At 76.1% G+C, this 12,269-nt stretch carries 13 protein-coding genes; 3 read left to right on the top strand and 10 right to left on the bottom strand.

Annotated elements, in window-relative coordinates:
* Nucleotides 1-293: 293 nt before the first annotated feature.
* Entirely contained in the window at nt 294-1,082 is a 789-nt protein-coding gene (locus tag EDJALFJO_RS01105; RefSeq protein WP_088281354.1) for a CoA transferase subunit A, read from the top strand.
* 22 nt (nt 1,083-1,104) lie between these two features.
* Nucleotides 1,105-1,767 (top strand): CoA transferase subunit B, encoded by a 663-nt coding sequence (locus EDJALFJO_RS01100; RefSeq protein WP_088281386.1) that lies wholly within the window; start codon nt 1,105-1,107, stop codon nt 1,765-1,767.
* 16 nt (nt 1,768-1,783) lie between these two features.
* Here the strand turns inward: EDJALFJO_RS01100 and EDJALFJO_RS01095 are convergent, their stop codons facing one another.
* The 5 genes from EDJALFJO_RS01095 to EDJALFJO_RS01075 all read right to left on the bottom strand — a co-directional run bounded on the left by EDJALFJO_RS01095 (nt 1,784) and on the right by EDJALFJO_RS01075 (nt 6,055).
* Nucleotides 1,784-2,134: a type II toxin-antitoxin system death-on-curing family toxin gene (locus tag EDJALFJO_RS01095; protein WP_233149611.1), complete on the bottom strand. Its 351-nt coding sequence runs from the start codon at nt 2,132-2,134 to the stop codon at nt 1,784-1,786.
* Between the two features lie 11 nt (nt 2,135-2,145).
* Complete coding sequence (locus EDJALFJO_RS01090) at nt 2,146-2,349, bottom strand: CopG family transcriptional regulator (protein WP_088281350.1); 204 nt, start codon at nt 2,347-2,349, stop codon at nt 2,146-2,148.
* 82 nt (nt 2,350-2,431) lie between these two features.
* Complete coding sequence (locus EDJALFJO_RS01085) at nt 2,432-3,427, bottom strand: glycosyltransferase family 2 protein (protein ID WP_088281348.1); 996 nt, start codon at nt 3,425-3,427, stop codon at nt 2,432-2,434.
* A 50-nt stretch (nt 3,428-3,477) separates the two neighbouring features.
* Nucleotides 3,478-4,371, bottom strand: coding sequence for a hypothetical protein (locus EDJALFJO_RS01080; protein WP_088281346.1), 894 nt, complete (start codon nt 4,369-4,371; stop codon nt 3,478-3,480).
* 118 nt (nt 4,372-4,489) lie between these two features.
* Nucleotides 4,490-6,055: an LCP family protein gene (locus EDJALFJO_RS01075; protein WP_088281344.1), complete on the bottom strand. Its 1,566-nt coding sequence runs from the start codon at nt 6,053-6,055 to the stop codon at nt 4,490-4,492.
* A 133-nt stretch (nt 6,056-6,188) separates the two neighbouring features.
* Here EDJALFJO_RS01075 and EDJALFJO_RS01070 point away from each other — a divergent pair, with 133 nt between their 5' ends.
* Entirely contained in the window at nt 6,189-6,866 is a 678-nt protein-coding gene (locus EDJALFJO_RS01070; RefSeq protein ID WP_088281342.1) for a response regulator transcription factor, read from the top strand.
* Here EDJALFJO_RS01070 and EDJALFJO_RS01065 read toward each other — a convergent pair.
* The 5 genes from EDJALFJO_RS01065 to EDJALFJO_RS01040 all read right to left on the bottom strand — a co-directional run.
* On the bottom strand, nt 6,839-8,329 hold the full coding sequence (locus tag EDJALFJO_RS01065) for a HAMP domain-containing sensor histidine kinase (protein ID WP_088281340.1): 1,491 nt from the start codon (nt 8,327-8,329) through the stop codon (nt 6,839-6,841). The genes EDJALFJO_RS01070 and EDJALFJO_RS01065 overlap by 28 nt on opposite strands.
* A 13-nt stretch (nt 8,330-8,342) precedes the next feature.
* Nucleotides 8,343-9,482, bottom strand: a complete 1,140-nt coding sequence (locus tag EDJALFJO_RS33160; RefSeq protein WP_158220246.1) for a glycosyltransferase family 4 protein — start codon at nt 9,480-9,482, stop codon at nt 8,343-8,345.
* A complete protein-coding gene (locus EDJALFJO_RS01050; RefSeq protein ID WP_088281336.1) occupies nt 9,479-10,498 on the bottom strand; it encodes a lysylphosphatidylglycerol synthase domain-containing protein in 1,020 nt (339 codons plus the stop codon). The genes EDJALFJO_RS33160 and EDJALFJO_RS01050 overlap by 4 nt, the downstream gene beginning before the upstream one ends.
* A 106-nt stretch (nt 10,499-10,604) precedes the next feature.
* Nucleotides 10,605-11,789 (bottom strand): glycosyltransferase family 4 protein, encoded by a 1,185-nt coding sequence (locus EDJALFJO_RS01045; protein ID WP_088281334.1) that lies wholly within the window; start codon nt 11,787-11,789, stop codon nt 10,605-10,607.
* On the bottom strand, nt 11,786-12,269 hold a 484-nt coding region (locus tag EDJALFJO_RS01040; RefSeq protein ID WP_198949889.1), incomplete at its 5' end, for a lysylphosphatidylglycerol synthase domain-containing protein. The genes EDJALFJO_RS01040 and EDJALFJO_RS01045, both read right to left, overlap by 4 nt.

Raw genomic sequence — 12,269 nt, 5'->3', positions numbered from 1 at the left:
ACGAATCCGTGCTCACGACCACCCGGACGGACCATCTCCGGACGAGGCCGTCCGGGTGACCCGGGTGACGGGCGGTGATCACCGGCACCGGTCGGCGGTCGCCCGGCAGCCGGGTGACCGCGGGGACGTCGGTCACGGACTGCCGGGCCAGGCCGGCGGCCGGCCCGGGCCGGTGTGACGAGGACCCTCCTGCCCGGGCCGGGCCCGCCCGGTTAGAGTCCCTTCGACCGCAGCGGCGCCGCGGTCCGCACGACGCGACGCCGCAGGCCCCCCGGACACGAGGACGTGAACCCATGGACAAGGTGGTCCGTGACGCGGCGGACGCCGTCGCCGACATCGGTGACGGGGCGTCCCTGTCCGTCGGAGGGTTCGGCCTCTGCGGGATCCCGAGCGTCCTCATCGCCGCCCTGCACGACGCGGGCGCGAAGGACCTCGAGGTGGTCTCGAACAACTGCGGCGTGGACGGCGCGGGGCTGGGCATCCTGCTGGGCGCCGGCCGGATCCGCCGGGTCGTCGCCTCGTACGTGGGTGAGAACAAGGAGTTCGCGCGGCAGTACCTCGCCGGCGAGCTCGAGGTCGAGCTGACCCCGCAGGGCACGCTCGCCGAGCGGCTGCGCGCGGGCGGCTCGGGGATCCCGGCGTTCTACACCGCGACCGGGGTCGGCACCCAGGTCGCGGACGGCGGGCTGCCGTGGCGGTACGCCGCCGACGGGTCGGTGCTCGTCGCGTCGCCCGCGAAGGAGACCCGGTCGTTCGGCACCGCGGACGGCGAGAAGACCTTCGTGATGGAGCACGCGATCGTCACCGACTTCGGGCTCGTCCGGGCCTGGAAGGGCGACCGGCACGGCAACCTCGTCTTCCACGAGAGCGCCCGCAACTTCAACCCGCTCACCGCGATGGCCGCCCGGGTCGCGATCGCCGAGGTCGAGGAGCTCGTCGAGCCCGGCGAGCTCGACGCGGACGCCGTCCACCTGCCGGGGATCTACGTGCAGCGGGTCGTCCCGCTGACCCCGGAGCAGGCCGCGGACAAGAAGATCGAGAAGCGCACGGTGCGTCCCCGTCCCACCACCACGCAGGCCTGAGGAGATCGCTGTGGCTCAGCTGATCGGACTGACCCGTGAGCAGATGGCGGCCCGGGCCGCGGCCGAGCTGTCCGACGGCTCGTACGTGAACCTCGGCATCGGCCTGCCGACGCTCGTGCCGAACTACGTGCCCGAGGGTGTCGAGCTCGTCCTGCAGTCCGAGAACGGCATCCTCGGCTTCGGGGCGTACCCGTTCGACGGCGAGGAGGACCCCGACCTCATCAACGCCGGCAAGGAGACCGTGACCCTGCGGCCCGGGGCGTCGTTCTTCGACTCCGCGACGTCGTTCGGCATGATCCGCGGCGGCAAGGTCGACGCCGCGATCCTCGGCGCGATGCAGGTCTCCTCCGGCGGCGACATCGCGAACTGGATGATCCCCGGGAAGATGGTCAAGGGCATGGGCGGCGCGATGGACCTCGTCCACGGCGCCAAGCGGGTCGTCGTCCTCATGGAGCACGTCGCCAAGGACGGCACCCACAAGGTCCTCGCGGAGTGCACGCTGCCGCTCACCGGCAGCGGCGTCGTCGACCGGGTCATCACCGACCTCGCCGTCCTCGACGTCACCCCGTCCGGCTTCGTCCTGCGCGAGGTGGCACCGGGCGTCACGACGGACGACGTCGTCGCCGCCAGCGGGGCGCCGGTCGAGGTCCCCGCGGGGGTCACCCAGATCGCCGTCGCGGTCTAGCCTTCCGGGCCCGGTCTCAGGGCCCCGGGAACAGCCGCTTCGCGATCACACCCAGGTCGTCCAGCCCCGCGGCGACGTCCATGACGAGGTCGAAGGCGTCGTCCTCGTCGAGCGTGAGATCGACCTGGTTGATCCTGCAGAAGACGTAGGTCAGGTGCCATGCAGCACGCTTGTTGCCGTCCACCAAGGGGTGATTGCCGGCAAGGGAGTGCATGAGCGCGGCTGCCTTGAGCGGGAACGTCTCGTAGGCGTCCACCCCGAAGGCCGATGCCCTGGGACGGTTGAGCGCCGAGTCGAGCAGGCCGGCATCCCGAAGAGGTCCCCAGCCTGTCTGGTGGAGGATGGTCAGCGCCTCTTCGAGGGTCACGTAGCGGACGTTCACACCGTGCCCAGCCGCTCCAGCAGCCCGGCGTACCTGACCAGTCCCTGCTGGGACACCGCGAGGATGTCCACCTCCTCGGCCCGTTCGTCCGCCTCTCGAACTGCCCTGAGGATCGCCGCGTGCTTGCTGACCCCCCAGCGAGCCGCGAGGCGTGCGATCGCCTGCTCGTCGTCGTCCCCCGGTCGCACTGTCATCGCCATGCAGACCACGGTATTGACACTGGTATCACCGATGCAACCATGACGCGGACGTCGACGCCCCGCCGCTACGTCACGCCTCTCGTCAGGCCGCCTCGGCAGCCCGTACGGCATCGCTGCGACCGAGCCGCCGCGGGCTCGTGAGGAAGCCGGCTCCCCAGGCGAGGTGCATCGTCGCGTAGACGAGCGGCAGCGCGGCCCGGGCCCGCAGCGGCAGCCCGCCCCACGTGAGGACCGTGCCGAGCCCGACCGCCCCCGCGTAGCCGAGCGGCAGCACGAGCGCCCACGGCCAGAACGGTGCGACGACGAGCCCGGCGAGGACGCCGAGGGTGGCCAGCGGCGCGGCGAGGTAGCGCGCGGTGAGGGTGCCGGGGTTCTGCCGGACGACGACCCGCCGCCAGCGGCCGTAGTCGAGGTACTGCCGGGCCAGCGCCTGCAGCGTCGGTCGCGGCCGGTAGGTCACCGACAGCTCGGGGGTGAACCAGACGAGCCCGCCGCCCTCACGGATGCGGTGGTTGAGCTCCCAGTCCTGCGCGCGGACGAACGCGGGGTCGTACCCGCCGTGCTTCTCGAGCACCTCACGGCGGAAGACCCCGAGGTACACGGTGTCCGCCGGTCCGGCCTCGCCGCCGGTGTGGAACCGCGCTCCCCCGACCCCGAAGCGCGACGTCATGGCCCGGGCGACGGCCTGCTCGAACGGCGTGACCCCTTCGGCGGCCATCAGGCCACCGACGTTCGCGGCGCCGGTCTCGTCCATGACGCGCACCGCCGTCCGGACGTAGCCCTGCGCGAGCAGCCCGTGCCCGTCGACGCGGACGACGACCGGGTGCGTCGACGCGGCGATCGCGGCGTTGAGCCCGTCCGGGGTCCTCCCCGTCGGGTTGCGCACGAGCCGCACCCGCGGGTCGGCCGCGGCGAGCCGGGCGGCGACCTCGTCGGTGCGGTCCTTCGACGGGCCGAGCGCGAGCACCACCTCGAGGTCGCCGGGGTAGTCCTGCTCGAGGATCCGTGCGACGGCGTCCGAGAGGTGTCGTTCCTCGTTGAGCACGGGCACGACGACGGAGACGGGCGGGCTGGACATCAGCACCGAACGGTAGCCGACCCGGATGTGCGCCGTGCCGGGCGACGGGGTCAGGCGTCGGGCAGGAGGTCCTCGAAGGCCTGCGCGGTCATGACAGTGTGCATCGCCGTCGCGAGATCGGTGCCGGCAGCGAGGCGGTGCGCGACGCCCGCCGTCTCGGGCCGGATCCCGAAGCGCTCGACGAGCGCGACGGTGAGCGCCTGCTCGATGCCCTGCTCGATGCCCTGCTCACGGGCACGGTCCTGGATCAGCCGGCCGAAGTCGGTCTGCTCGTAGAAGTCGGCGATGCTCTCGACGGTCATCCCGGCCTCCCTCCTGATCTTCTCGATGGTAACCGGATGGAGGCGGATCGTCGCCAGCACGGCGGCGGCGTCGAGCAGCTCGACGGTCCGGTCCCCGCCGCCGTCCCGGATCGTCCGCAGCGCACGGCCGAGGGCCACCGCCCGCTCGTCCGGCGTCCCCCGACCGAGCACCGCGAGCGGGGCGCTCGCCGGGGTCGCCAGCAGCAGCTCCGGCGCGACGTCCCGCAGGTACACGGCCCGGCAGCCGAGCCGGAACCCGCCGTCGACCGGGGAGTCGACCGAGTCGACGAGCCCGTCGCCGAGGACGACGACGACCTGCTCGAGGTCGTCCTGCGGATAGGCGTCCATGACCGCCCCGCGGTACCGGAGCATCCGCCGGGCGAGCCCGGCCTCGCCGCGACGCTGGTACTCGACGTGGAGGAGCCGGCCCGGGCCGACCCGGACGAGCAGGTCGGCGTCGAGGTCACCGGACGGGAACCGGCTCGCCAGGACGGGGACGGCGCCGTCGACCGGCTCGACGTCGACCCCGAGGACCCGGCAGAAGCCGGGGAGGTCCGCCGCGACGAGCCTCCGCATCGCCCGGTCGAAGACCGGGCCCGCACGGCCGGTGCCGGTGGCGTCGTCGGCGGGTCGCTCCTGCACGCGTGGATCATGGCAGCGACCGCGGACGCGGTGCGTCCGTCGTCCACAGGCGCTCGTCGTCCACAGGCGCTTGTCGTCCACAGGCGCTCGTCGTCCACAGGCGCCAGGCCTCGGAAGGTCAGGCCGCGCAGACGCTGCTGACGTCGGTGCCGGAGGCCGCGGTGTCCGTGCCGGGCGCGGACGGCGAGCGCGGGGTGGCCGCCGCGCCCGGTGCGGCCGACGCCGCCTTCGAGGGCTTCGGCGCGCTCTTCGCGGGGCCGGGCGCGGCCGACGCCCCGCCGGCCTTCGCGAAGGCCTTGTCATCGGCCTCGGCGGCGGCCACCGCGGCCGCGACCCGGGAGCGGACGAGCGCGAAGTCGGGGTGCGACGGCGTGACGATGGGCGGCACGAACTGCACGCTCGTGATCGTGCGCTGCTTGCCCTCGAGCCCGAGGTCGAGGAACGTCCCGAGGTCGGAGGCCGGGATGTCCGTGCTCACGACCTGCCTGCTCGCCGCCGCGACCTTCTGGAAGCGCGCGAGCAGCGTGCCGGGGTCCATCTGGCCGGCCATCGCCGTCATGACGCAGCGCTGGCGCTGCATCCGCTCGTAGTCCGAGGAGCCGTGCCGGGAACGGGCGTACCAGAGGGCGTGCCAGCCGTCGAGGTGCTGCCGGCCGGGCTCGATGTGGCCGACGACCTTCGACGTCCCGCCGCCGATCGGCACCCGGCCCTTGACCGTGAGGTCGATGCCACCCATCGCGTCGACGAGCGCCCTGAAGCCGTGGAGGTCGATGAGCACGTAGTACGAGACGTCGAGCCCGGTGATGCCGGCGACCGCCTGCTTCATCGCCTCGGCGCCGGGGTCCTTGGCGCCGGGGAAGAGGTCCGGGTGCTGGCCGCCCCACGTGTACACCGCGTTGAGCAGGCACGCGTCGCCGCACGACCAGCCGTTCGGCAGCGCCTTCGCCGCCGGGGTGCCCTTCGGGAACGGGATGTTCTGCATGTTGCGCGGCAGGCTGAAGAGCACGGTCCGGCCGGTCCCCGCGTCGACCGAGGCGAGGGTCACCGAGTCCGGCCGCAGCCCGATCCGGTCCGAGCCCGCGTCGCCGCCGAGCAGGAGCACGTTGTACCGGCCCTTCGACGTCCCGGCCGCCTCGTTGCCGCCGAAGACGCCGCCGACGAGGTCGGCCGCCGCCCAGAGCCGGCGCCCGACCATGACGAAGGGGACGGACGTCGCGATGACGAGGACGGCGGTCGCACCGGCCACCCAGCGCCGCGCGGTGACGGGGAGGTCGCCCGGGCGGCCGAGCCGCCAGGCGTCGACGAGCAGCCCGGGGACCGCGACGGCGAGCAGCACGCTGAGCAGACCGGCCGCCGCGAGCACCGACGGCCGGGCGAGCAGCCCGAGGGCGAGCGAGCGGTCGGCGAACCAGAGGACGGCGACGAGCAGGAGCGCGACGAGCAGCCCGGCCCAGACGCGCAGCGCCGTCCGGCCGACGCGCCGGTCCCCCGCGACGAGCTGGGCGCTGCCGGGCAGGACCGCCGAGAGCACGAGGAGGGAGGCCGCGCGCCGGACCCGCTGCTCGGTCGTCAGCCGCGCCGGGGCCGGCGGGACCGCGGCGGGAGCGGCGACGACCTCGAGGTCCACGTCCGACCCGGTCGGTGACGTGCGGGCAGGGTGGAGCGACGGGGGTGGAGCGGCCATGTTCGGCAGTATCACCGTCGGTCGTCGGGACCCCGGGGACGCGGCGGGTCGTCGGCGCGTCCGGAATGCGGTGACTCACAGGGAGCAGGCGAGCACCCTCCGGGACGACGCCCGCGTGGGGAAGACTGCTCCCGTGCGCGTGCTGCTCGTGGAGGACGAGGTCGGTCTGGCCGAGACGGTCCGCCGCGGCCTGACCCGCGAGGGCTTCGTCGTCGAGGTCGTCCACGACGGCGAGGACGCGCTCTGGGCGGCCACGGAGCAGGAGTTCGACGTCGTCGTCCTCGACATCATGATCCCGCTCGTCAACGGCTACCGGGTCGTCGAGGAGCTGCGCCGCCGCGAGGTCTGGACGCCGATCCTCATGCTGTCCGCCAAGGACGGCGAGTACGACCAGTCGGACGCCTTCGACCTCGGCGCCGACGACTACCTCACGAAACCGTTCAGCTTCGTCCTGCTCGTCGCCCGGCTGCGGGCGCTGGCCCGCCGCGGCGCCCCGGAGCGGCCGACCGTGCTCACGGCCGGCGACCTGTCGCTCGACCCGGCGCGGCACCGGGTGCTGCGCGGCGACGTCGAGCTGTCCCTCACGCCCCGCGAGTTCGGCCTCCTGGAGTTCCTGCTGCGCCGCAAGGGCGACGTCGTGACGAAGACCGAGATCCTCCGCGCGGTCTGGGACCCGGCGTTCGACGGCGACGCGAACGTCGTCGAGGTCTACGTGCGCTACCTGCGCAAGAAGGTCGACGTCCCGTTCGGCCGGACGGCGATCCGCACCGAGCGCGGTACCGGCTACCGGCTCGACCCGGACGGCGGCTGACCGCCGTCCTCCTCGGCAGTCGACCGCTCGGGCGGCCGGATCGGCAGCCGGACCTCGACCCGGCACCCCCCGCCCGCGGTGTCCCCGATCGTCACCGTGCCGCCGTGCGCGGTGACGAGCTCGCGGACGATCGCGAGCCCGAGACCGCTGCCCCCGCTGGTCCGCCCGCGGCTCGCGTCGAGCCGGACGAAGCGGCCGAAGACCCGCTCCCGCTCCTCCGGCGGGATCCCCGCGCCGTCGTCCTCGACGACGACGAGCGCGCCGTCCGGGTCGGGCGCGACGACGAGCCGGACGACGCCCCGCGCGTGCCGGGCCGCGTTGTCGCCGAGGTTCGCGACGACCTGGCGCAGCCGGGCGCGGTCCCCCCGGACCCGCTGCGGGACCACGACCCGCTCGACCCGCAGCCGCGGGTGGGCCGCCCGTAGACGCAGCACCTCGCCGTCGACGACGTCGTCGAGGTCGACGTCAGCGGTCTCGAGGACGACCGCGTGCTCGTCGACCCGGGCGAGCAGGAGGAGGTTGTCGACGAGGCGGCCGATCCGGGCCGCCTCCGCCTCGAGCACCGGCGTGAGGTCGGCGAGCGTGGCGCCGCCGGAGTCCTCCCGGGCCACGTCGAGCACCGCCGAGATCGTCGCGACCGGGCTGCGCAGCTCGTGGCCGGCGTCGGCGACGAACCGGCGCTGCGCGGTCCGGGCGGCGTCGAGGCTCGCGAGCATGTCGTTCATCGTCACCGCGAGCCGGCCGATCTCGTCGCGGGCCGTCGGGACCGGGACCCGCTGGTCGAGCCGGCCGCGGGCGCCGATCTCGGCGACCTGGGCGCGGATCCGCTCGACGGGCCGCAGCGCGCGGCCGACGAGGAACCACGACGCGGCCGCGACGAGCGCGAGCAGCAGCGGGAAGCCGACGAGGAGCAGCACGAGGACCGTCGCGACGGACTGCCGCTGGGCCCCGATGGACTCCGCGACGACGACCCGGTAGTCCCGCCCGCCGACGCGGAACGAGGACACGACGACGACGAACGGGCTGTCCCGGTCGAGCAGGGCGACCCGTCCGGTCCGGACCGGGGCCGTCACACCGGCCGGCGGCACGAGCGAGGTGAGCGGGGCGTCCTGCGCGCGCTCGGTCGAGGCGGCGACGACCCGGCCCGTGCCGTCGACGACCTGGACGACCTGGCCGGGCCGGGTGGTGTCGACGAGGACCCCTGGCAGCCGCGCGACACCGTCGGCCCGGACGAGCGCCGCGACGTCCTCGGCGCGGGCGATCGCCTCGCCCTCGACGTCCGCGACCAGGGTGCGCTGCAGGACGACGAGGAGCAGGACGACCCCGACGAGGATCGCGAGGCCCACGACGCCGACGACCGCCGCGACGGACCGGCCGCGGACCCCGCGCAGCAGCACCGAGCGCGGCGGCGCCGCCGGGCGGGACAGCGCGCCGGCCGCCGGTTCTGGACGGCGCGGGGCCATCGGACCTCCAGGGTCAGGACACGCCCAGGATGCCCTGCGGGAGCGTCCCGGCGACCGGGCGGCGCGCCGCCGCGACAACGGCGGCGCCGTACGTCTCCAGGCAGCCGCGGACGACGTCGTCCCAGCCGAGCCCGGTCGGCGTCCCCGCGTTGTGCGCGCGGACGGCGGCCAGCGCGGCGGGGTCGGCGAGCAGGTCCGCGGTGGCGGCGGCGAGACCGGCGTCGTCCGCGACGAGCCGGCCCTCGACACCGTCGGTGACGAACTCGCCGACGCCCGCGGCGGCGAGCGCGACGACGGGCAGTCCCGAGCACCGTGCCTCGAGCGCCGCGAGCCCGAACGACTCGAGCCGGGCCGGCGCGACGTAGACGTCCGACACCGCGTGCAGCGCCCGCACCTGCTCGCGGGTCAGCCGGCCGGGCAGCTCGACCCAGCCCGACATCCCGAGCGCCCGGACCCGCTGCCGGACCGCGTCGCGCTGCGGGCCGTCGCCGGCGATCACCGCGCGCAGCGGCACCTGCGGGTCGAGCCGCCGCCGGACCTCGGCGAGCACGTCCACGAGCGGGAGGACCCGCTTGCGGGCCGCGAGCCGGCCGACCGACAGCACCGTGAGCGGCTCCCCCGGCCGGCGCTCCCGGGCGGGCAGCGCGGGCCAGGCCGCCGGGTCGACGCCGTTCGGCATGACCTCGACCCCCTGCGGCACGCACGGGGCCAGCGCCTTCGCGGCGACCTCGCTCACCGCGGACCAGACGACCGTCGGACCGGCGAGGTGCGCGACGGCCCGCAGCCCGGTCGTCACGACCGCGGACCGTTGGACGACCGAGTGCATCGTCACGACGACCGGGACACCGGCCGCGGCGGACCTCCGGGCGGTCGTCCACGCGAGCGGGGAGACGATCGACGAGTGGCAGTGGACGACGTCCGCCGCATCGAGGGCCGCGAGCGCCGCCAGCGGAAGCGCCGCCCAGCCGGCCCGGCCGATCCGGACGACGGGCAGGTCGTCGGCGCGGTCCCGACCCCGCGCCCCGGGCCGGGTCCCGGTGAGGACGACGACGTCGTGCCCGAGCCTGCGCTGCCGCTCGGCGAGGTCGTGGACGTGCAGCTCGATCCCGCCGAGGCGCGGCAGGTACGTGTCGGTGACGTGGACGACCCTCACGCGGCGGCCCTCGCGGGGACGTCGCGCGCCGGGGCCGCGACGGCGGGCGGCCCGGCGGCCGGGCGTCGTCCGCGCAGCGCGAGCCAGCCGACGACGACCGCGGCACCGACCGGGATCTCGAGGGCGAAGGTGAAGAGCCGGTAGAGCAGCGCCCCGGCCGCGGCGAGGACCGCGGCGACCCCGAGGTCGGCGACCCCGGCGCCGCCGGGGGTCACCGGGACGGCGGCCGCGACCCGCTCGACCCCCACCGCGGCGAGGACGACGACGAGCGGCGCCGGGTGCCCGAGGGCCCGCAGGCAGCCGTCGAGGAGCACGACGAGGAGCACGGAGTAGCCGGTGAGCCCGGCGACGAGCCGCGGCCAGGACCGCCGTGACGTGTCGAGGGCGAGCCGGCGGGCGTGGACCGCGCCGTCGGCGACGCGGTCGGCGAGCCCCGGGCGCCGCAGAGCGCGCTCCGCGACCCGGCCGACGGCCCGGCCGACCGTCGCGGTGCGGCGCGGCGAACCGGCGACGACCGCCCCGAAGGCGGCAGCGACGACGACCGGCGCGAAGACGCCCCCGCCGGCCGGCGACCCGGCCGGTCCGGCGAGGGACCACGCGGCGAGCCCGACGCCGCCGACGACGACCCGGCCCAGCGCCGTCCAGACGTTGCTCACCGTGAGGAACCCCGCGAGCCGGGCGGGCCCGAACCCCCACGACCGGGCCATCGCCGTCGTGAGCCCCATGCTCAGCGGACCGCCCGCCGGGACCGCGTTGGCGACCGCGCTGCCGCCGAGGTTGAGCGCGAGCGCCCGCCGGGTCGTCAGCCCGGGCAGCGACGCGGTGAGGACGAGGCTGTAGGCGAGCAGCCCGGCGAACCACACGGCGCCGAGCACGACGACCCGCCCGGGGTCGAGCCCGCCGAGCAGGTCGGCGACGGCGGGCCACGAGGTGCCGGTCGCGCGCGGGACGAGGGCGACCGTCCCGGCCGTGGCCGCGAGGGCGGCCGTGCCGGCGAGCAGCTGGGAGATACGCACGCTCGCACGGTGCTCCCGGGCCGCTGAGAGATCGCTGAGACGCGTTCCCGGGCGCTTGCTCTGCCATCACCGGCGACCCGGATCAGCGCAGGCAGGGCGGCTCGGTTCAGACCGTCCCCGCAGGCCGGACCGCCCGCGCCGGCGACCGCCGGGCCGGCACCCGTCGCGCACGGACCGGCGCCCGCCGCGCGGTCGTCCCGGCGACGGCGTAGAGCGCGAAGCAGCGGTCGAGGACGCCCGCCCAGCCGAGCGCGGTCGGCACGTCGCGGTTGTGCGCGGCGATCCGGGCGCGCTGCACGTCGTCCGTCACGAGGTCCGCGACGGCGGCCGCGAGCCCGGCGTCGTCGGCGGCGAGCCGGCCCTCGACCCCGTCGGTGACGAAGTCGGACACCCCGGCCACGGCGTGCGCGACGACCGGCAGCCCGGCGCAGCGGGCCTCGAGCGCCGCGAGCCCGAACGACTCGACCCGCGCCGGGGCGACGAAGACGTCGGCCTGCGCGTAGAGCTCCCGCAGCTGCGGCCGGGTGAGCCGGCCGGGCAGCTCGACCCAGCGCGCCATCCCCCGCCCACGGACCTGCCACTCGACGAGCGGTCGCAGCGGGCCCTCCCCGACGACGACCGCGCGCAGCGGCACGTCGGGACCGACGAGCCGGCGCACCTCGTCGAGGACCGCGACGAGCGCGAGCACGCGCTTGCGCGGCGCGAGTCGCCCGGACGCGACGACCGTGACCGGCCGCGGAGCGACGGACGACGGGCCGGACGGCGCCCAGGCCCCCGGGTCGATCCCGTTCGGCAGCACGTGCACCGGCCCCGGGACGACGGTCCGCAGCGCCTGCGCCGCGACCCGGCTCACGGTGCCCCAGGTGACGGCCGGCCCGACCGCCGCGACCGCCCCGCGCCAGGCGGCCCGGACGACGCCCGCGGCCGGCAGCACGACGTGCACCATCGCGAGGACCGGCACCCCGGCCGCCGCGGCGGCACGGACGGCGCTCCACGCGAACGGCGAGACGACGGACAGGTGCGCGTGGACGACGTCCGCCCCCGCGAGCAGCCCGCGGGCGAGAGGCGAGCGGGTGTCGGGCAGCCGGACGACGCGGACGGTGCCCGCACCGCCCGGTGCCGGGACCGCAGGCTCCCCGGACGCCCGGTGGTCGACCGGCTCCTCCTCGGTCGCGGTGAGGACGACGACCTCGTGCCCGAGCGCCGCCTGCTCGTGGGCGAGGTCGCGGACGTGCAGCTCCTTGCCGCCGAGGACCGGGGCGTACGTGTCGGTGACGTGGACGACCCTCACGCCGCACCCCCGGCCGGGCGGGCCACGAGCGCGGGCCGGCCCGGGCGGGCCAACTGCGCCAGCGCGAGCGGCGCCCCGACGGGCACCTCGAGCAGGTACGTGAAGACCCGGTAGAGCAGGGCGCCGGCCGCCGCCGCGGGGGCGGCCGCGGGGGCGGTGCCCGCGGCCAGGACGGCGACGAGCCCGAGCTCGGCGACGCCGCTGCCGCCCGGGGTGACCGGGACGGCGGTGAGCAGCCGTTCCAGCCCGACCGCCGCGCACACGGCGACGAGCGGCGCGGGGTGCCCGACCGCCCGCAGGCAGCCGTCGAGCAGGAGCACGAGGAGCGCGTTGTGGACGAGGAGCCCGGCGACGACGCGCGGCCACGCCGTCCGGTTCGCGGCGACCGCCTCGGACCGGGTCGCGGCGACGACGTCCGGCCACCGGTCGCGGCGCCCGCCGGGCCCGCGCCCGAGCAGGCGCGCCGCCCGGTCGACGAGG

Origin of the sequence: Kineosporia sp. A_224, assembly GCF_002198655.1 — a bacterium.
Lineage (GTDB): Bacteria > Actinomycetota > Actinomycetes > Actinomycetales > Kineosporiaceae > R-H-3.
The sequence above is the reverse complement of the archived record's forward strand: the minus strand, read 5'-3'. Positions and strand labels throughout refer to the sequence as shown.

Excerpts from the sequence above, each read along its gene's own strand:
- EDJALFJO_RS01105 (WP_088281354.1), top strand. The coding sequence starts at position 294 with ATGGACAAGGTGGTCCGTGACGCGGCGGACGCCGTCGCCGACATCGGT.
- EDJALFJO_RS01090 (WP_088281350.1), bottom strand. The coding sequence starts at position 2,349 with ATGGCGATGACAGTGCGACCGGGGGACGACGACGAGCAGGCGATCGCA.
- EDJALFJO_RS01085 (WP_088281348.1), bottom strand. The coding sequence starts at position 3,427 with ATGTCCAGCCCGCCCGTCTCCGTCGTCGTGCCCGTGCTCAACGAGGAA.
- EDJALFJO_RS01075 (WP_088281344.1), bottom strand. The coding sequence starts at position 6,055 with ATGGCCGCTCCACCCCCGTCGCTCCACCCTGCCCGCACGTCACCGACC.
- EDJALFJO_RS01065 (WP_088281340.1), bottom strand. The coding sequence starts at position 8,329 with ATGGCCCCGCGCCGTCCAGAACCGGCGGCCGGCGCGCTGTCCCGCCCG.